The sequence below is a fragment of the Priestia sp. ST2 genome (genome assembly GCF_055810735.1).
Map to the genome: position 1 here is coordinate 446196 of NZ_JBVVNT010000001.1, position 20569 is coordinate 466764.

19 protein-coding genes are annotated in these 20569 nt (G+C 40.5%); 18 read left to right on the top strand and 1 reads right to left on the bottom strand.

Features of this window, described 5'->3' with window-relative positions; genetic code table 11:
- Positions 1-16 precede the first annotated feature (16 nt).
- The 16 genes from yqiS to AC0KUU_RS02365 all read left to right on the top strand — a co-directional run bounded on the left by yqiS (position 17) and on the right by AC0KUU_RS02365 (position 18261).
- Positions 17-928 (top strand): phosphate butyryltransferase, encoded by a 912-nt coding sequence (yqiS, locus tag AC0KUU_RS02290; protein WP_043976264.1) that lies wholly within the window; start codon positions 17-19, stop codon positions 926-928.
- A 12-nt stretch (positions 929-940) separates the two neighbouring features.
- Positions 941-2044 carry a branched-chain amino acid dehydrogenase gene (gene bcd / locus AC0KUU_RS02295; RefSeq protein WP_322552424.1) on the top strand — a complete coding sequence of 368 codons (1104 nt, stop codon included), beginning with the start codon at positions 941-943 and terminating at the stop codon, positions 2042-2044.
- Positions 2045-2140: 96 nt separating this feature from the next.
- Positions 2141-3220, top strand: coding sequence for a butyrate kinase (gene buk / locus AC0KUU_RS02300; protein WP_370511583.1), 1080 nt, complete (start codon positions 2141-2143; stop codon positions 3218-3220).
- Positions 3221-3248: 28 nt separating this feature from the next.
- Positions 3249-4670, top strand: coding sequence for a dihydrolipoyl dehydrogenase (gene lpdA, locus AC0KUU_RS02305; RefSeq protein ID WP_034648963.1), 1422 nt, complete (start codon positions 3249-3251; stop codon positions 4668-4670).
- Positions 4671-4690: 20 nt separating this feature from the next.
- Positions 4691-5683: a thiamine pyrophosphate-dependent dehydrogenase E1 component subunit alpha gene (locus AC0KUU_RS02310; RefSeq protein ID WP_013084976.1), complete on the top strand. Its 993-nt coding sequence runs from the start codon at positions 4691-4693 to the stop codon at positions 5681-5683.
- A gap of 12 nt (positions 5684-5695) precedes the next feature.
- On the top strand, positions 5696-6679 hold the full coding sequence (locus AC0KUU_RS02315; protein WP_013084975.1) for an alpha-ketoacid dehydrogenase subunit beta: 984 nt from the start codon (positions 5696-5698) through the stop codon (positions 6677-6679).
- Positions 6680-6694: 15 nt separating this feature from the next.
- Complete coding sequence (locus tag AC0KUU_RS02320) at positions 6695-7954, top strand: dihydrolipoamide acetyltransferase family protein (RefSeq protein WP_162214946.1); 1260 nt, start codon at positions 6695-6697, stop codon at positions 7952-7954.
- 260 nt (positions 7955-8214) lie between these two features.
- Positions 8215-10251, top strand: a complete 2037-nt coding sequence (locus AC0KUU_RS02325; protein ID WP_162214945.1) for a methylmalonyl-CoA mutase family protein — start codon at positions 8215-8217, stop codon at positions 10249-10251.
- Positions 10244-12394, top strand: a complete 2151-nt coding sequence (gene scpA / locus AC0KUU_RS02330) for a methylmalonyl-CoA mutase (RefSeq protein WP_025750479.1) — start codon at positions 10244-10246, stop codon at positions 12392-12394. The genes AC0KUU_RS02325 and scpA overlap by 8 nt, the downstream gene beginning before the upstream one ends.
- 16 nt (positions 12395-12410) lie before the next feature.
- Complete coding sequence (gene meaB / locus AC0KUU_RS02335; RefSeq protein ID WP_322552423.1) at positions 12411-13406, top strand: methylmalonyl Co-A mutase-associated GTPase MeaB; 996 nt, start codon at positions 12411-12413, stop codon at positions 13404-13406.
- 193 nt (positions 13407-13599) lie between these two features.
- Positions 13600-14037, top strand: coding sequence for a BrxA/BrxB family bacilliredoxin (locus tag AC0KUU_RS02340; protein ID WP_013059116.1), 438 nt, complete (start codon positions 13600-13602; stop codon positions 14035-14037).
- Between the two features lie 281 nt (positions 14038-14318).
- Positions 14319-15122, top strand: coding sequence for a transporter substrate-binding domain-containing protein (locus AC0KUU_RS02345; protein ID WP_370506066.1), 804 nt, complete (start codon positions 14319-14321; stop codon positions 15120-15122).
- Between the two features lie 31 nt (positions 15123-15153).
- Positions 15154-15813 carry an amino acid ABC transporter permease gene (locus tag AC0KUU_RS02350; RefSeq protein WP_013059114.1) on the top strand — a complete coding sequence of 220 codons (660 nt, stop codon included), beginning with the start codon at positions 15154-15156 and terminating at the stop codon, positions 15811-15813.
- Positions 15806-16528 (top strand): amino acid ABC transporter ATP-binding protein, encoded by a 723-nt coding sequence (locus AC0KUU_RS02355; protein WP_097824577.1) that lies wholly within the window; start codon positions 15806-15808, stop codon positions 16526-16528. Before AC0KUU_RS02350 ends, AC0KUU_RS02355 begins: the two co-directional genes overlap by 8 nt.
- Before the next feature lie 159 nt (positions 16529-16687).
- Positions 16688-17638 (top strand): aromatic acid exporter family protein, encoded by a 951-nt coding sequence (locus tag AC0KUU_RS02360; RefSeq protein WP_013059112.1) that lies wholly within the window; start codon positions 16688-16690, stop codon positions 17636-17638.
- 98 nt (positions 17639-17736) lie between these two features.
- On the top strand, positions 17737-18261 hold the full coding sequence (locus AC0KUU_RS02365) for a L,D-transpeptidase (RefSeq protein ID WP_043976277.1): 525 nt from the start codon (positions 17737-17739) through the stop codon (positions 18259-18261).
- Between the two features lie 75 nt (positions 18262-18336).
- Here the strand turns inward: AC0KUU_RS02365 and prli42 are convergent, their stop codons facing one another.
- Positions 18337-18432, bottom strand: coding sequence for a stressosome-associated protein Prli42 (prli42, locus tag AC0KUU_RS02370; RefSeq protein WP_149917156.1), 96 nt, complete (start codon positions 18430-18432; stop codon positions 18337-18339).
- A 150-nt stretch (positions 18433-18582) separates the two neighbouring features.
- On the opposite strand from prli42, the gene mce reads away from it, so the two are divergent.
- Both mce and AC0KUU_RS02380 read left to right on the top strand, forming a co-directional pair.
- On the top strand, positions 18583-19008 hold the full coding sequence (mce, locus tag AC0KUU_RS02375) for a methylmalonyl-CoA epimerase (RefSeq protein ID WP_028411573.1): 426 nt from the start codon (positions 18583-18585) through the stop codon (positions 19006-19008).
- Positions 19001-20551 carry an acyl-CoA carboxylase subunit beta gene (locus tag AC0KUU_RS02380; RefSeq protein ID WP_043976280.1) on the top strand — a complete coding sequence of 517 codons (1551 nt, stop codon included), beginning with the start codon at positions 19001-19003 and terminating at the stop codon, positions 20549-20551. The genes mce and AC0KUU_RS02380 overlap by 8 nt, the downstream gene beginning before the upstream one ends.
- Positions 20552-20569 lie beyond the last annotated feature (18 nt).

Sequence of the window (20569 nt, forward strand, 5' to 3'; positions counted from 1 at the left end):
AGAGGTCGAACATTCCATGACTCTTGCTACCATCTTATCTCGGGTTGCTAAGCAGTCTTCTTTGACTGTTGCTGTTGCAGCAGCTGAAGACTTAGAAACAATTGAGGCAGTGTATGAAGCTGTGTCAAGGGAAGTTTCTGAATTTATTTTGTTTGGCAACGAAACGACAATTAATGAATTATTCAGGCTGTACCGCCCATCCTTACTCACTCATAAGGCTGTGACGGTCGTACATACGGAGTCCGTTTTAGAAGCGGCTCAATTGGCTGTGCGTTCAGTTCAGCAAGGTCAAGCTCATATCGTAATGAAAGGGAATTTATCCACATCGCTTATCTTAAAAGCTGTGTTAAATAAAGAGCATGGTTTGCGTACGGGAAATGTTTTATCACATGTAGCTGTATTTGACGTTCCCCACTATGACCGTCCGATTCTTGTAACAGATGCAGCTATGAATATTACGCCGTCTCTGGAAGAGAAAGTTCAAATCATTCAAAATGCGGTGAACGTTGCCCACTCGATTGGGATCGAGATGCCAAAGGTAGCTCCTATTGCAGCGGTTGAAGTTGTGAACTCTTTGATGCCTGCAACAGTAGAGGCTGCCCTTCTTACACAGATGAACCGCAGAGGACAAATTAAAGGCTGCGTGATTGATGGACCTTTAGCACTCGACAATGCCATTAACATAGAAGCAGCCAAGCAAAAAGGCATTCAAAGTGAAGTTGCCGGTCAAGCAGATATATTACTCGTTCCAGCAATTGAAACAGGGAACGTCTTATATAAATCCCTTATTTATTTTGCTAAAGCAAAAGTTGGAGCTATTCTAGCAGGAGCAAAAGCTCCGGTCGTCTTAACATCCAGAGCAGATTCATCAGAAAGTAAATTATACTCACTGGCGCTTGCTATCAGCGTCGCTCAACAGAATTCTTAGGAGGCACTAACAATGAAAATTTTTGACTATATGGAAACATACGATTACGAGCAGTTATTATTTTGCCAAGATAAAGATTCAGGCTTAAAAGCCATTATTGCCATTCACGATACAACAATTGGACCAGCTCTAGGCGGTACAAGAATGTGGACATATGAATCAGAAGAGGCTGCAATTGAAGATGCGCTTCGTCTATCACGCGGAATGACTTATAAAAATGCAGCAGCAGGCTTGAATTTAGGAGGAGGGAAAACGGTTATTATCGGAGATCCTCGCAAAGATAAAAATGAAGCAATGTTCCGTGCATTTGGTCGCTTTATTCAAGGGTTAAATGGTCGATATATTACAGCAGAAGATGTGGGCACAACGGTAGAGGATATGGATATTGTATATGAGGAAACGGATTATGTAACGGGTGTATCTCCTGCTTTTGGTTCATCAGGCAATCCATCACCAGTCACAGCCTACGGCGTATACCGAGGAATTAAAGCAGCAGCAAAAGAAGCATTTGGAACAGATATGCTTGAAGGAAAAGTAGTAGCTGTCCAAGGTGTAGGAAACGTAGCGTATAATTTATGCCGCCACCTTCAGGAAGAAGGAGCAAAACTTATTGTAACGGATATTAATAAAGAAGCTGTTCAGCGTGCGGTAGAAGAATTTGGTGCGCAAGCAGTAGACCCGAATGATATTTATGGTGTAGAATGTGATATCTATGCTCCTTGTGCACTTGGAGCAACGATTAACGATGAAACGATCCCTCAAATAAAAGCAAAAGTTATTGCAGGGGCAGCTAATAATCAATTGAAAGAAACGCGTCATGGTGATTTAATTCATGAATTAGGCATTGTATATGCACCCGACTATGTTATTAACGCAGGAGGCGTTATTAACGTAGCTGATGAGCTAGTTGGATATAACCGTGAGCGTGCCCTGAAAAAAGTTGAAGGTATTTATGATAATATTGAAAAGGTAGTTGAAATCTCAAAGCGAGATGGCATTCCAACCTATCTAGCAGCAGATCGCTTAGCTGAAGAAAGAATTGAAAAGCTGCGTCGTTCACGCAGTCAATTTTTACAAAATGGACAGCATATTTTAAGTAGACGTCATACGCGCTAATGTTTGAGCTGAAGGCTAGGCAAAAGGAATAAATGAAATCCTTTCGACCTAGCCTTCGTTTATGAGAATGATAAGGTAGGAGGACATGTGTTGGATATGCACGAATATCGAATGCTGATAATAAATCCGGGTTCAACGTCCACAAAAATTGGCGTATTTCACAACGATAAACCAATTTTTGATCGAACAATCCGCTACGATTCACAGCAAATGAATCAGTTTGAGACGATATATGCACAGTATGAGTTCCGTAAAAACTCGATTTTAGAGGCACTTGATGAAGAAGGGATTAATTTATCTAAATTAAGTGCAGTATGTGGAAGAGGAGGGCTTTTACGCCCGATTGAAGGCGGCACATACGAAGTAAATCAAGCCATGCTCAAAGATTTAAAAGACGGTTATGCCGGCCATCATGCTTCAAATTTAGGCGGGATTTTAGCTTTTGAGATTGCATCTGGATTAAATATACCAGCGTACATTGTTGATCCAGTGGTGGTAGATGAGCTAAGTGACATCGCTCGTATCTCAGGAACTCCTTTTATGGAAAGGAAAAGCATCTTTCACGCGCTGAATCAAAAATCGGTTGCTCGAAAAGTGGCTAAAGAAATGAATAGCACATATGAACAAATGAACGTTATTGTTACCCATATGGGTGGAGGCATTACAGTCGGAGTTCACCAACGCGGAAAAGTAATTGATGTGAACAATGGCCTGCACGGTGACGGTCCTTTTAGTCCAGAGCGCGCTGGCGGTGTACCGGTTGGTGAATTAGTTCGTCTTTGCTTTTCAGGTCAGTATTACCGCGAGGAGATTATGAAAATGCTTGTAGGGAAAGGCGGGCTTGTCGGTTATTTGGGCACATCTGACGTGCAGAAAGTCGAAGCGCTAGTGAAAAATGGAAACGAAAAAGCTAAGCTTATCTACGAAGCAATGGCTTATCAAATTTCGAAGGAAATTGGAGCTGCCAGTACGGTATTGCATGGAAAAGTAGATGCCATTATTTTAACGGGAGGCATTGCTTATTCAAAAGCGTTTGTTGAGCTGATTATTAATCATGTAAAGTGGATTGCAGATGTCATTGTTTATCCTGGAGAAAATGAGCTTCAAGCGCTAGCTGAAGGGGCTCTCCGAGTGCTTACAGGTGAAGAAGAAGTGAAGGAATATAAAGGCGCTTAATAGCGTTTGCAGAAAGGTGTGAAGCAGTGTGGCAAAAGAATATGATTTGGTCATTCTCGGCGGTGGAACCGGAGGGTACGTAGCAGCTATTCGTGCCTCTCAGTTAGGTCTATCGGTAGCGGTTGTAGAAAAAAATAAGTTAGGCGGCACATGCCTGCACGCAGGGTGTATCCCAAGCAAAGCTTTACTAAGAAGTGCAGAAGTCTACCAAACAGCTAAGAAAAGCAGTGAATTTGGCGTAGAAACGTCCAATGTGCTATTGAACTATGCACGTGTACAAGAACGAAAGTCAGAAATTGTTTCACAGTTACATAATGGTGTTAAACAGCTAATGAAAAAAGGTAAAATTGACGTATATGAAGGAATTGGACGTATTTTAGGCCCTTCTATTTTTTCTCCTATGCCAGGAACTATCTCCGTCGAATTAAAAAGCGGTGAAGAAAACGAAATGCTTATTCCAAAGAATGTAATTGTCGCAACCGGGTCTCGTCCTAGAACATTACCTGGTCTAACGATTGACGGAGAGAAAGTAATCACTTCAGATGAAGCATTAAAGATGGAAACACTTCCCGCTTCTATTATTATTGTGGGAGGCGGCGTCATTGGAATTGAATGGGCGTCAATGCTCACAGATTTTGATGTTGATGTAACGGTTGTGGAATACAGCGATCGAATTTTACCAACAGAAGATCAAGATATCTCCCGTGAAATGACGAAGCTTTTAAAAGCAAAAGGAGTTAACATTATTACTTCTGCTAAAGTAATGGCTGATACACTGTCTATTGATGGTCAGGTGAAAATTTCCGCTCAAGTAGGAGACGATATGCAAGAATATGAAGCAGAAAAGCTGCTTGTATCTGTAGGGCGTCAAGCGAATGTCGAAGGAATTGGTCTCGAGAATACCGATATTGTAGTAGAAAACGGTGTGATTGCCACAAATGATTTTTATCAAACGAAAGAATCTCATATCTACGCAATTGGAGATGTGATTGGCGGACTGCAGCTTGCACATGTAGCTTCTCACGAAGGAATTGTAGCTGTGGAGCATTTACATGGTGAAAAGCCTTTGAAGATTGATTATACAACAATCTCTAAATGCGTATACAGCAGCCCGGAGGCAGCAAGTGTAGGATTAACAGAACAAGAAGCAAAACAGCAAGGGTTTCAGCTGAAGGTTGGAAAGTTTCCGTTTAAGGCCGTTGGAAAAGCTCTTGTATATGGAGAGGCAGAGGGGTTTGTTAAAATTATTGCTGATGCCGACACAAATGATGTCCTTGGTGTGCATATGATTGGACCTCACGTGACGGATATGATCTCTGAAGCAGGTCTTGCAAAGGTATTGGATGCTACACCATGGGAAATTGCTCATACCATTCATCCTCACCCTAGCCTTTCAGAAGCGATGGGAGAAGCTTCATTAGCTGTAGATGGAAAAGCGATTCATTTTTGATGATTAAAGGAGGTTTAAACATGACAAAAAACCGTCATGAATCATTAGGATTAACTGATGAACAAGTACTTGAAATGTACCGCACTATGCTGCTTGCACGAAAAATTGATGAGCGTATGTGGCTATTAAATCGTGCAGGGAAGGTGCCTTTTGTTATTTCATGTCAAGGTCAGGAAGCCGCTCAAGTTGGCGCAGCTTTTGCCTTAAATAGAGAGAATGATTACATATTACCTTATTACCGCGATCTGGGTGTTGTGCTAGCATTTGGAATGACTGCGCGCGATTTAATGCTTTCTGGGTTTGCTAAAGCAGAAGATCCAAACTCAGGAGGTCGTCAAATGCCAGGTCACTTTGGCCATAAGGAAAAGCGAATTGTAACAGGATCTTCTCCAGTTACAACACAGGTGCCTCATGCAGTAGGAATCGCTTTAGCAGGACGATTGGAGAAAAAAGACTTAGTAACGTTTGTGACGTTTGGAGAAGGATCTTCTAACCAAGGAGATTTCCATGAAGGCGCGAACTTTGCAGGTGTTCATAAGCTTCCTGTTATCTTTATGTGTGAAAATAACAAGTATGCGATTTCTGTTCCGGTTGAAAAGCAGCTAGGATGCGCAAAAGTATCTGATCGTGCAATTGGATATGGTATGCCAGGCTACACAATTGATGGAAACGATGTCCTTGAAGTATACCGAGTGGTAAAAGAAGCAAGAGATCGTGCATCCAGAGGAGAAGGACCTACTCTTATTGAAACTGTTTCAGAGCGTTTGACTGCCCATTCAAGTGATGACGATGATCGTGCATATCGCGGAGCAGAAGAATTGTCTGAAGCTAAAAAGAGCGATCCGCTTGCGTACTTTGCGACTTATTTAAAAGAGGTTAACGTGTTAACCGATGAACGAGAAAAACAAATGCTTGATGATATTATGAACATCGTTAATGATGCAACAGATTATGCTGAAAACGCTCCTTATGCAGAAGCGGAATCGGCTTTAAAATACGTGTACGGTGAGTAAGGAGGAGAACATATGCCGGTTATTTCATATATTGATGCAGTAACAATGGCCATTCGTGAAGAAATGGAAAGAGATTCCCGCGTGTTTGTATTAGGAGAAGACGTAGGGAAAAAAGGCGGCGTATTTAAAGCAACCAACGGACTATACGAACAGTTCGGGGAAGAAAGAGTCATTGACACGCCTCTTGCAGAGTCTGCTATTGCAGGGGTAGGAATCGGAGCGGCAATGTACGGCATGCGTCCGATTGCTGAAATGCAATTTGCTGATTTTATTATGCCCGCAGTCAATCAAATTGTGTCAGAAGCAGCGAAAATTCGCTATCGTTCTAATAATGATTGGAGTTGTCCAATTACAATTCGAGCTCCTTACGGCGGCGGAGTTCACGGTGCTCTTTATCATTCTCAATCTGTTGAAGCACTATTTGCCAATACGCCAGGGTTAAAGATTGTGATGCCTTCTACGCCTTATGATGTAAAGGGATTATTAAAAGCAGCTATTCGTGATGATGATCCAGTTCTTTTCTTTGAGCATAAGCGTGCGTACCGTTTGATTAAAGGAGAAGTCCCTGAAGATGATTATGTACTTCCGATTGGCAAAGCAGATGTAAAGAGAGAAGGAGACGACATCACGGTTATTACATATGGTCTTTGTGTACACTTTGCTCTTCAAGCTGCTGAAAAACTGGAAGCAGACGGTATTTCAGCACACATCTTAGATTTAAGAACGGTCTATCCGCTTGATAAAGAAGCTATTATTGAAGCAGCATCTAAAACAGGTAAAGTACTGCTTTTAACGGAAGACAACAAAGAAGGCAGCATCATGAGCGAAGTAGCAGCTATTATTGCTGAACACTGCTTATTCGATTTAGATGCGCCAATTCAGCGCCTTGCTGGCCCTGATGTTCCAGCTATGCCGTATGCACCAACAATGGAAAAATATTTTATGGTGAATCCAGATAAAGTAGAAAAAGCAATGAGAGAATTAGCTCAATTTTAAAAGGAGTTGTATCAATTGGCTATTGAAAAAATTACGATGCCGCAGCTCGGTGAAAGTGTAACAGAAGGTACAATTAGCAAATGGCTCGTTTCTGTTGGAGATCACGTAAATAAGTACGACCCGTTAGCTGAAGTCATGACGGATAAAGTAAATGCTGAAGTACCTTCTTCTTTTAGTGGAACAATTAAAGAGTTAATTGCAGGTGAAGATGATACTTTGCCTGTAGGAGAAGTGATTTGTTTAATTGAAGTAGAAGGAACTGTACCTCAAAAAGAACAGAAAACGTCTGATAAGACTGTAGAAGAATCAGCGTCAAAAACAGCGGACAGTCAATCCAATAAAAGTCGATACTCTCCAGCCGTTATGCGTCTGTCACAAGAGCATAATATTAATTTAGATACCGTGACAGGGACAGGGGCGGGCGGCCGCATTACGAGAAAAGATATTTTAGCTGTTATTGAAAAAGGCGGAGCTGCTGAAGTGAAAGAAACACCTGCATCAACAGTTCAGCCAGAAGCACCTGTAGCGGCAGCTGCTCCAAAAACGCAGCAGCCCGCGCCGGTTGTGTCTGCAGCAGGAGATCAAGAAATCCCTGTTACAGGCGTGCGTAAAGCTATTGCAGCAAATATGCTTCGCAGCAAGCACGAAATTCCGCATGCATGGACAATGGTTGAAGTTGATGTAACGAACTTAGTTTCTTATCGTGATGCATTAAAGACGGACTTCAAACAAAAAGAAGGTTTTAACTTAACGTATTTTGCGTTCTTCGTAAAAGCAGTGGCTCAAGCTTTAAAAGAATTCCCTCAAATGAATTCAATGTGGGCAGGAGACCGTATTGTTCAGAAAAAGGACATTAATGTATCGATTGCTGTTGCAACAGACGATGCTTTATTTGTGCCGGTTATTAAACAAGCCGATGAAAAGACAATCAAAGGCATTGCGCGTGAAATTACAGAGCTCGCGCAAAAAGTTCGTACGGGTTCATTGAAGTCTGAAGACATGCAGGGCGGAACGTTTACTGTTAACAACACAGGATCGTTTGGTTCCGTTCAATCAATGGGGATTATTAATTACCCGCAAGCGGCTATTTTACAAGTAGAATCTATTGTAAAACGTCCGGTTATTATTGATAACATGATTGCTGTTCGAGATATGGTTAACTTATGTTTATCACTTGATCACCGCGTGTTAGACGGCTTGGTGTGCGGCAGATTCTTGGCAAGAGTTAAAGAGATTTTAGAATCTACTTCTAAAGAGAATACGTCCGTCTATTAAAACAGAGGCTGACACAAAAATATTTTAGCTGAAGGAAGATCCGAACGATGAATTTAGATTCTTGAAAGAGAATCCAACTCGTTCGGATTTTTTTATGGTGATGGTAAACGTAGGTTAATTATGTCCCGGTCCCTTTTTATTTTGAAGCAATGATTGAACAATTTGTAAAAGATGTATTAAAATAAAAGAAGAATCATCAAACTTCAAAGTGTAATCATCTCGGTTTAGCAGGCAGCTATTAACTGTAAAGGGGCATGGAAATGAAAACAAATACATTATCATTTCATGAATTTACACGTACACCTAAAGAAGATTGGGCACAGGAAGTTAGCAAAAATACCGCGATCTCTTCAAAAGAAACGTTGGAAAACATCTTTTTGAAACCGCTTTATTTCGAAAGTGATACGGCACATTTAGACTACTTACAGCAGAGTCCGGCGGGAATAGATTGTTTAAGCGGAGCCGGTAAAGAATCATACATACTAGGGGAATGGGAAATCACCCAAAAAATCGACTTACCTTCTATTAAAGAAAGCAATAAACTTCTTTTACACAGTTTGAGAAATGGACAAAATACGGCCGCTTTTACGTGCAGTGAAGCAATGAGGCAAGGGAAAGACGTTGATGAAGCAACTGAAGCTGAAGTAGCATCAGGCGGTACAATTTCTACTTTAGAGGATGTTGCTCATTTGTTTCAGCATGTAGCTCTTGAAGCGGTCCCTTTATTTTTAAATACGGGATGTACATCCGTTCCGCTTCTTTCGTTTCTAAAAGCATACTGTGCTGATCATAACTTTAATATGAGACAGCTAAAAGGAACGGTTGGAATGGATCCGCTCGGCACCCTTGCTGAATATGGAAGAGTTCCACTTTCTACTCGAGATTTATACGATCATTTAGCTTACGCAACGCGTTTGGCTCACAGTAATGTTCCAGAGCTCAAAACGATCATTGTATCAAGCATCCCTTACCATAACAGCGGTGCAAACGCTGTTCAAGAACTAGCTTATATGCTTGCTACAGGGGTGCAGTATATTGATGAATGCATAAAACGCGGTTTGTCCTTACATCAAGTTTTACCTCACATGACCTTTTCTTTTTCAGTTAGCTCACATTTATTTATGGAAATATCCAAACTTCGTGCTTTTCGCATGCTTTGGGCAAATGTGGTTCGTGCTTTTGATGACACGGCCGTTTCAGTGCCGTTTATCCATACAGAAACGTCACATCTTACACAGTCTAAAGAAGACATGTATACAAATGCATTAAGGAGCACGGTTCAAGCATTTGCTTCTATTGTAGGAGGAGCGGATAGTCTGCATATTGAGCCATATGATTCTGTCACGTCTTCATCTTCTCAGTTCGCTCATCGCCTTGCCCGTAACACTCACTTAATTTTGCAGCACGAAACACATATATCAAAAGTAACGGATCCTGCCGGAGGCTCTTGGTACGTTGAAGCCTACACACATGAATTAATGACAAAAGCTTGGGAGTTATTTGGCAACATTGAAGACCACGGCGGAATGGAAGAAGCTTTAAAACAAGGGCGAATTCAAGATGAAGTTGAACAAATGAAAGTAAAAAGACAAGAGAATATAGAGTGCCGAATTGAGCGCTTGATCGGAGTCACACACTATGCTCCTAAGCAACAGGATGTATCTCAAGAGATAAAAAGCACCCCGTTTAGAAAAGAAGAAATAAAAATGGATAAATACAGTGATCAGAACGCTTCGGAATTTTCATCAAATCTTTCCCTAGAGGATTATACAAAGCTAGCATCTAAAGGGGTAACAGCAGGGTGGATGCTAAAACAAATGGCGAAGCAGACACAGCCTGACAGTGTTGTGCCGCTCACTAAGTGGAGAGCAGCAGAGAAGTTTGAAAAAATACGGGTTTATACAAAGGGAATGAGCATTGGCATTATGGAGCTCACCGATCCTAACAGCCGTAAAAAAGCTGAGATTGCCCGGTCTTTATTTGAAAGTGCAGGCTTTGCGTGTGAAACAATTAAAAACATAGATTCCTATGTCGAGATAGCAGATTGGATGAATGAACAAAAGCACGAAGCATATGTGATCTGTGGAAGTGATGAACTCGTGGAAAAGCTCTTAACAAAAGCGATGACGTATTTTGAGGAAGATTCCGTTTATGTGTACGTAGTAGGGGAAGAACATGTATCACGCAAAACGCAGTGGCAGCAAAAAGGTGTAATGAGCGTCATACATCCTAAGACGAATGTTATTCAATGCGTTAAGAAGTTATTATGTGCTTTGGAGGTAGAAGTTCATGTATAAAAAGCCTTCTTTTTCTAATATTCCATTATCATTTTCAAAGCAGCAAAGGGAAGATGACGTGACTCAAAGTTCATTCACTGCCTTTCAAACAAATGAACAAATTGAATTAAAATCAGTATATACAAAAAAAGATAGAGATAGCCTCGATTTTATTCACTTTGCACCTGGTGTCCCACCGTTTGTGAGAGGACCGTATGCAACGATGTATGTGAATCGGCCTTGGACTATTAGGCAGTATGCAGGATACTCAACGGCGGAGGAAAGCAATGCCTTTTACCGCCGAAACCTAGCTGCTGGACAGAAAGGGCTGTCTGTTGCTTTTGATCTTGCTACCCACCGCGGCTACGACTCTGATCATCCAAGAGTTGTTGGAGATGTAGGGAAAGCAGGTGTGGCAATTGATTCAATGATAGATATGAAGCAGCTGTTTGAAGGGATTCCGCTTGATCAAATGTCCGTGTCGATGACAATGAACGGGGCGGTGCTTCCTATTTTAGCTTTCTACATCGTAACAGCTGAAGAACAAGGCGTAAAAAAAGAAAAGCTGGCTGGAACGATTCAAAATGATATTTTAAAAGAATATATGGTGCGCAATACGTATATTTATCCTCCTGAGATGTCAATGCGAATCATTGCGGATATTTTTAAATATACAGCGGAGTACATGCCGAAATTTAACAGTATCAGTATATCAGGCTATCATATGCAAGAAGCAGGTGCTCCAGCAGACTTAGAGCTTGCTTATACGCTTGCAGATGGACTTGAATATGTACGAACCGGCTTGAAAGCGGGAATTACAATTGACGCATTTGCTCCGAGGCTATCCTTTTTCTGGGCAATTGGAATGAACTATTTTATGGAAGTAGCGAAAATGAGAGCAGGGAGGCTGCTGTGGGCAAAATTAATGAAGCAGTTTGAGCCGGATAACCCTAAATCTCTAGCTCTTAGAACGCATTCTCAAACGTCCGGATGGAGCTTAACGGAGCAGGATCCATTTAATAATGTTATTAGAACATGCGTCGAAGCTCTGGCTGCAGTATCAGGACATACGCAGTCGCTTCATACAAACGCACTAGATGAAGCGATTGCTCTTCCAACTGATTTTTCAGCTAGAATTGCCCGAAATACGCAGCTTTATTTACAAAATGAAACGGAGATTTGTTCCGTTATTGATCCTTGGGGAGGCTCTTATTATGTGGAATCATTAACGAATGAATTAATGATAAAAGCGTGGAAGCACCTTGAAGAAATAGAGCAGCTCGGCGGAATGACAAAAGCAATAGAAGCAGGCGTACCTAAAATGAAGATAGAAGAAGCCGCTGCGCGCAGACAAGCAAGAATAGACTCGCAGGCAGAAATTATTGTAGGTGTGAATCAGTTTCAGCCGGAGCAAGAAGAACCGCTTGATATTCTTGATATTGATAACACAGCAGTTCGAATGAAGCAGCTGGAAAAGTTAAAGAAAATACGCAGTGAACGTAACGAACAAGCGGTAATCGAAGCGCTTAATCGACTGACCAATTGTGCCAAAACAGGTGAAGGGAATCTCCTTGCTTTTGCGGTTGAAGCTGCGAGAGCTAGAGCTACACTAGGTGAAATTTCAGAAGCTATTGAGAAAGTGGCTGGAAGACATCAGGCTACTTCTAAGTCAGTCAGCGGGGTATACAGTGCGGAGTTTGTGCATCGAGATCAAATCGAAGAAGTTCGAAAGCTCACGGCTGAATTTTTAGAGGAAGAAGGAAGACGCCCAAGAATTTTAGTCGCAAAAATGGGGCAAGACGGGCATGACAGAGGATCGAAAGTCATTTCAACAGCCTTTGCTGATCTTGGATTTGATGTTGATATCGGTCCTTTATTTCAAACGCCTCAAGAAACAGCAAGGCAAGCTGTAGAAAACGACGTACATGTGATTGGCATAAGTTCTTTGGCAGCCGGGCATAAAACGTTACTGCCGCAGCTTGTTGATGAGTTAAAGAAATTAGAGCGCGACGATATCGTTGTTATTGTCGGAGGCGTTATTCCTAAACAAGACTACTCATTTCTTTTAGAACACGGCGCTTCTGCAATCTTTGGACCTGGAACAGTAATCCCAAAAGCGGCCGTTTCCGTTTTATATGAAATAAAGAAACGGTTAGAAGAATAGTTGGTGAAGACAATTGGTGAAATTAAAAACGGTACAAGATTATAAACAAGGGCTGCTTGAAGGAAAAAGAACAGCGTTAGCTCAAGCTATTACTTTAATTGAAAGTAAAGCGCCCAAGCATAAAGTAATAGCACAACAGCTGATTAAAGAAATCTATCCTCATACGGGGCATTCAGTGCGCATCGGTTTTACAGGCGTACCCGGAGCAGGAAAAAGTACGCTGATTGACAAATTTGGGTCGTACCTATGCAAAAATGGCCATTCCGTTGCAGTTTTGGCAGTCGATCCAAGCAGTATCTTGTCTGGAGGAAGTATTTTAGGAGATAAAACGAGAATGGAGCTTCTTACCAAACAAGAGAACGCTTTTGTCCGTCCTTCACCTTCTCAAGGAACGCTTGGAGGTGTTCATCTTAAAACGAGAGAAGCCATTTTTCTTTGTGAAGCGGCTGGGTATAACATCATATTTGTCGAAACGATGGGCGTTGGCCAAGGTGAAATGATTGTAAAAGAGATGGTAGACTTCTTTGTTCTGCTTGCTTTAACCGGAGCAGGAGATGATTTGCAAGGAATTAAAAAAGGGCTGCTTGAATGGGTTAATTTGATTTGTGTAAATAAAGCAGACGGGGATAACCGGCTAAAAGCAGAAGTGACTGCAAAAGAATACGAAAGCGTCATCGGTTTCCTTCACGATCATTCTGAAGGGTGGAACCCACAGGTCATCACAACTTCTGCTTATGAAGAAGCATCATTTCAAGACTTGTGGAAGATAATTTGTAACTATAAGGAATGGATGAATAAAAATGATCTGTTTTATACAGTAAGACAAAAGCAAATGAAGGCATGGTTACAAGCAAGTGTTAATGAATATTTACAAGAATCATTTTATGAACATCCTTTAGTTAAGCAAACGTTAGGGGATGTTGAAAAACAAATGATGACGGGAGATGTCACAATGGCTGAAGCTCTCGAACACTTAATTAAAACCTACCAGCAGGCGATGAAGGAAATATAAAAAAGGATCCTGTATTTTATGCGGATCCTTCTACACTAGGGAGTTAAGAGTATGGTTTTCTAGCTGTAAAAATAGTATCACCATTTCTTTTCTTGTTTAATCTTGATTACCAAGAAAAAATGAGTCAAAGCAATCGCCTTTTTAGTTTTCGTTTGCTATGATAAAGAATAGATAGCAAAAGGGAGGTATGAAAATGAATATCGATTTTAACTTGTTTATGAACGACGTTGTTCGTCAAGCCCGTAAAGAAATTACAGCTGCTGGTTATACAGAATTAACGACGGCTGAAGCGGTAGATGAAACGTTTAAAAAGCCTGGTACAACGCTTGTAATGGTGAATTCAGTCTGTGGTTGTGCAGGAGGTATTGCAAGACCTGCTGCAGCGCACGCTGTACATTATGATAAACGTCCAACAAACTTGGTTACAGTATTTGCTGGGCAAGATAAAGAAGCAACTGCACGTGCACGCGAATACTTTGAAGGTTATCCGCCTTCATCTCCATCTTTCGCCTTATTAAAAGACGGAAAAATTATCACAATGGTAGAGCGTCACGAAATTGAAGGCCATGAGCCAATGTCAGTTGTGATGAAGCTGCAAGAAGCATTCGAACAGCACTGTGAAGAAGTGTAAGAGAGAAGCCGTTTTGAACGGCTTCTTTTTTTATGCGTTTTTTTACCTATCTGTATGCAGGTTTTCTAACGAGTGGAAAATGTTGAGAAAAGGTATTTTCAAATAGTGAAACTTATATTTAAAAAAGATATTGCATATTTATAATGTTGTGTTAAAATACATTTATATGAATATATATTTAAATTTCGACATTTACTTGCAATAGCAAAAAACTTATTTCATAATATTATTAATTTTTAAAAAATAATGTAAGGAATAAACTAGGGGGAACGAAGATGAAATTGAAGAAGTGGTTATCGGTAACGGCAATTGGTCTTTTAACAGCAGGCGTTTTAGCTGCATGCGGAGCAGGAGAAGGAACGTCTAATGGCGGAGCAAGCAGCGACGACAAAGATAAAAAAGTACTAGTAATGGGAACATCAGCAGATTACCCACCATTTGAATATATTGATACGGCAAAAGGTGATAGTGAAGCAATCGGATTTGACGTAGATTTAGCAAAAACAATCGGTAAAAAGTTAGGCTATGACGTACAGGTGAAGGATATGGAATTTGGCGGATTAATTCCAGCTTTACAATCTAATAAAGTCGATTTAGTTTTAGCTGGTATGACGCCAACTGAAAAGCGTAAAAAGAACGTGGACTTCTCAGACGTATATTATGAAGCAAAAAACATGATTGTATCTAAGAAAGATGCCCCAATTAAAAATGCAGAAGAACTAAAAGGAAAAACAGTCGGTGTACAAACTTCTTCTATTCAAGCAGACGAAGCAAAAGAAATTGCAAAAGAAGTTGACGGAGTAAATGTAACAACGCGTGACCGTATTCCAGAACTAATTCAAGAAATGAAATCAAATCGTATCGATGCAGCGATTATTGAAGATACAGTAGCTAAAGGATATGTGAATAAAGACAAAAGCTTGCAAATGTCTGATACAGGGCGTCCAGATTCAAGTAAAGGATCAGCAATCGCATTTCCTAAAGACAGCAAGCTAACGAATGACTTTAACCGTGAATTAAAGAAAATGAAAGAAAACGGTGAATTAGATAAATTAATCGTTAAGTGGTTTGATAACCAAAAATAAGAATGATAGTTAGAGAGGAATGGAACTAGGCATGAATTTGGATTTTTCGCAAATCGTGCCTTCTATGCCTTATATTTTAAAAGGGATAGGGGTAACGATACAGATAGTCCTAGCTTCAGCAATTTTAGGGTTTGTGCTGGGAGTTATTTTATCTTTATGTAAAATCAGCCGCAATAAACCTCTTCAATGGTTTGCGGATGCATATACGTCTGTGTTTCGCGGAACACCGCTAGTACTGCAATTATTATTAATATACTTTGGATTACCTCAGCTGCTCGGGTTTGATATTGCCCCGTTTCCAGCGGCCGTTGCTGCGTTCGGGCTAAACTCTGCAGCATATATATCTGAAATTATTCGCGCTGGTATTTTAGCTGTTGATAAAGGACAGCGTGAAGCGGCATTAGCGTTAGGAATTCCTTATCGCCGCATGATGGGACAAATTATTTTGCCACAGGCACTCAAAAATATTTTACCTGCTTTAATGAATGAGTTCATTACATTAACAAAGGAATCAGCTATCGTTACAGTTATCGGAGCACTCGACATTATGCGACGTGCTTACATTGTAGGTGGAGAAAAATTCGCCTACCTTGAACCGTTAATTTTTGCAGGGTTGATTTATTATGTAATGGTAATGGGCTTAACGCTCCTTGGTAAAGCAGTCGAGAGGAGAATGAGAAAAGGTGATTAATGTTGAAAATCTACACAAATCATTTGGTAAAAATGAAGTTTTAAAAGGTATTTCAACTACGATTAAAGAAAAAGAAGTCGTGGCTGTTATTGGCCCTTCTGGTTCTGGTAAATCTACTTTTTTACGCTGTATGAACCTGCTTGAAGAACCGACGAGCGGAGTCGTTTCAATTAACGGTCAAGTGATTACAGATAAAAAAACAAACATTATGCGTGTGCGTGAAAACGTAGGAATGGTATTTCAGCATTTTCACTTGTTTCCACATATGACAGTGCTTGAAAATTTGACGTATGCTCCGATGACGGTAAAAGGCGTGTCAAGAGAAACGGCTGTTGCTAAAGGCAAAGAATTACTCCAAAAAGTGGGACTTTCTCAAAAAGCCAACGAGTTTCCAAGTCGCTTATCGGGTGGTCAAAAGCAGCGTGTAGCTATTGCGAGAGCACTGGCAATGGAGCCGAAAGTGATGCTGTTTGACGAACCAACATCAGCATTGGATCCAGAGATGGTAAAAGAAGTACTAGATGTAATGAAGTCGCTAACAGAAACAGGAATGACGATGGTCATTGTAACGCATGAAATGGGATTTGCACGAGAAGTAGCGGATCGTGTGCTGTTTTTAGACGGCGGTGTTCTTGTTGAAGATGCGCCTCCGGCTGAATTTTTCTCAGCGCCTAAAAGCAAGCGTGCTAAAGATTTCTTAGAAAAGATTTTATAATAAAAAAGTGCAGGAAGAGTACGATCTTTTCTGCACTTTTTTTATTGGAATTTATACGGTACAGCAAGATTTAAGGTTGTGTTATTTTTCTATTCGTGTTAATAAAGAATAGAGTATTTTATCACACTAAAAAGAAACCAACATGTAGGAGTCTAGAAAATGAAATTTAAAATTGGGTACCGGACAATTAAAACAGCCGTCGGTACATCACTGGCTATTATTATAGCTCAGTTCTTTCACCTCGAGTTTTTTGTATCAGCTGGAATTATCACCATTTTGTGCATTCAAAATTCAAAGAAAAAATCGTTGCGAAGTGCAAGCGATCGTTTTATTGCTTGTTCTTTATCCATTCTGTTTTCGTTTATATTCTTTGAAGGGATTGCTTATCATCCACTTGTTATAGGACTGATGCTGCTTTTGTTTATCCCGGTTACGGTTATATTCAAAGTTAATGCAGGCATTGTTACAAGCTCCGTTATTTTGCTTCATATTTACTCCAAAGGCAATATGACATGGGGAATCGTCTTTAATGAACTTGGCTTAATTGTAATTGGGATAGGTGTTGCCCTGCTTGTGAATTTATACATGCCAAGTTTAGATCAAGAGCTTCGCACGTATCAGCAAGAAATTGAAGAGAATTTCCGGTCGATGTTAAAAGAAATTGCCTTGTATCTCAGAACCAATGACAGCAGTTGGGACGGTAAGGAAATTGCAGATACGGTAAAAATTTTAGAAAAAGCAAAAAGCCTTGCGTTTCGTGATGTAGAAAATCATTTTGTGCGTGGGGAAAACTATTATTACCGCTATTTTAAAATTCGTGAAAAACAGCTTGAAATTATTGAGCGAACGCTTCCTCTCATTACCGCTATTGACTTGGTGGTAGAACAGCGCTACATGATTGCCGATTTCATTGAAGAATTAAGTCTATCCATCCACCCCGGTAATACAGCAAAATTATTTTTAGCCAAACTTCAGCATTTACGAGAAGCGTTTGCAGAGATGCCGCTTCCCAAAACGCGGGAAGAGTTTGAAGCGCGTGCCGATTTACTGCACGTAGTCAAAGAAATTGAACAATATTTGGTTATTAAACAAACCTTAAAAATAAGTTAAACAGTATGCATGTTGTTTATCTTGCTTACGAACACTAAACAAGACAAGAGATATCTCTCTTGTCTTCTACTTAGGACTAACGTAAGGTGGTGGATTACGTGCATGTGTTTGCTTTTATCCTTTTACTACTATCTCCGGTTTGGCCATTAGGAGAAACTCCGTTGCCAAATGATCCTTATATTATTATTAATAAACAAAGCAATGAGCTTGCTTATATTCAAAATAAAGAAATTAAACAAATTATTAAAGTAGCAACGGGGAAAACAGTTAATCTGACGCCGGAAGGGGAGTTCACGGTAACAGTAAAAGCTGTTAATCCTTATTATCGGAGAAGTAATATTGAAGGAGGCGCTCCTCAAAATCCTCTAGGTGTAAGGTGGATTGGGTTTGATGCAAGAGAGACTGACGGACGTATTTATGGCATTCATGGTACAAATCAGCCGGATTCCATCGGTAAATATGTATCGAATGGCTGTATTCGCGTAGAAAATCGTGAAGTAAGCCATTTATATGATCAAGTCCCGTTAGGTACAAAAGTATGGATTGTATCTACAGATCAATCTTTTGAAGAGTTAGCCGCTCAAAAAGGCATTGTGAATATACAGCAAAAGACTGGTGACTAGTCACCAGTCTTTTTTATATGTTTGCATTGCACAAAGAAGCAGCAGTGCATCTATGTTTTTAGTCATCAGTCTCGATTAAAACCACATGGCAAGTCCCGCTAAAAGCGTAGATATTAACATGACAAGAAGCATTAAAAACACAATGGTTTTTTGGATTTTCTTATTAGACATACAACCAAAGTCCTCCTACACGTTTTTTTCCTATTTTACATGTCTTCCGCTGCTTAGACAAACAACTTTCTGTAGGTACGCGAGCAGGAGATTTCTTTTGTTTTCAAGAATATGTGTAAATGAAAACGCTTTTTTAAAAGAGGTGAGAAAGTGATAAAAGGAATTGATCACATAGGAATAGCTGTAAAATCAATTGAAGGCAGCCTCCCGTTTTATGAAAAGGTATTAGGACTGTCTCTATTAAAAGTAGAAGAAGTAGAAGAACAAGGCGTAAAAGTTGCTTTTATTCAGTGCGGCAACGTAAAAATTGAATTATTAGAGCCGCTCTTTGAAGACAGTGCGGTCGGCGCGTTTATCAAAAAGAGAGGTGAAGGTCTTCATCATGTTGCTTTAGGTGTGCGCACGATTGAAGAACGGATTAACGAGTTAAAGGAAAAGGGTGTGCAAATGATTGACGATGTTCCGCGCAAAGGCGCAGGGGAAGCATCCATTGCTTTTTTGCATCCAAAGTCAGCAAACGGTGTTCTTTATGAGCTCTGTGAAAAAACACTAGAGGAGGAGAAGAAACATGGTTGACATTTATGATAAATTAAATGAATTGTACGATAAGCGCCGAAAGATCGAGTTAGGCGGCGGAGACGAAAAAATTGAAAAACAGCACCATAAAGGAAAACTAACGGCACGCGAACGAATTGAAATTCTTTTGGATGAACATACATTTGTCGAATTAAATCCGTTTATTGAACATCGGTGTGCAGATTTCAGTATGAATAATCAAGTAGGACCAGGAGACGGGGTAGTAACAGGTTACGGCAAGGTAAACGGTCGCTCAGTCTATTTGTTTTCGCAAGATTTTACAGTATTTGGAGGCGCGTTAGGTGAAATGCATGCTAAAAAAATTGCGCACGTAATGGACTTAGCGGCTAAAACAGGCGTACCGTTTATTGGGTTAAATGATTCAGGCGGGGCTCGTATTCAAGAGGGCGTCATGTCTCTCGATGGATACGGTCATATTTTTTATCGAAATGCCATTTATTCGGGTGTCATGCCTCAAATATCTGTTATTATGGGTCCTTGTGCAGGCGGGGCCGTTTACTCACCGGCGATTACGGACTTTGTTTTTATGGTAGAAGAAACAAGTCAAATGTTCATTACAGGACCAAAAGTAATTGAAACGGTAACGGGAGAAAGCATTTCCTCTGAAAATCTTGGAGGAGCAGCTGTTCATAACGAAATTAGCGGTAATGCCCATTTTAGAGGCGCAACAGAACAAGAGGTGCTAGAACAAGTACGAACGCTCTTAAGCTATCTTCCTCAGTCTAGCCAAGAGCAGCCTCCTTTAGCCTCAAAGGCAGAGTCTGATCATTATCGTCCGGATTTATTAGATGTTGTCCCGTTTGATGCCGTGCGCCCTTACGATGTGCGTCAAGTCATTCACCAAGTAGTGGACGAGCACTCATTTTTTGAAGTGCAAAAAGACTTTGCAAGAAATATTGTCATTGGTTTTGCCCGCATAGATGGAAAAGTTGTCGGACTTGTGTGTAACCAGCCTAAAGTAATGGCAGGCAGTTTAGATATTAACTCCTCAGACAAAGCAGCAAGGTTTATTCGATTTTGCGATTCATTTAATATCCCACTTATTACATTTGAAGATGTTACAGGTTTTTTCCCAGGTATCAAGCAGGAACATGGCGGAATTATACGTCATGGTGCTAAAATTTTATATGCATACTCCGAAGCTACCGTTCCGAAAATCACGGTGATTTTGCGAAAGGCGTACGGCGGTGCATACGTAGCTTTAAATAGTAAATCGATTGGAGCGGACCTTGTGTATTCGTGGCCCAATGCCGAAATCGCTGTTATGGGTCCTCAAGGTGCTGCAAATATTATCTTTGCAAACGACATTCGAGGCAGCGAAAACCCAGATGAAACAAGACATGAAAAAATTGAACAGTATCGCGAGAAATTTGCTAATCCTTACGTAGCGGCAAGCGCTGGAATGGTGGATGATGTTATTGATCCTCGGGAAACGCGAATAAAATTAATACAAGCGCTTGAAATGTTGCACAATAAAAAGGAAGAGCGTCCAGCAAAGAAACATGGTAACATACCATTGTAGGTTATTTTTGGAGGGATT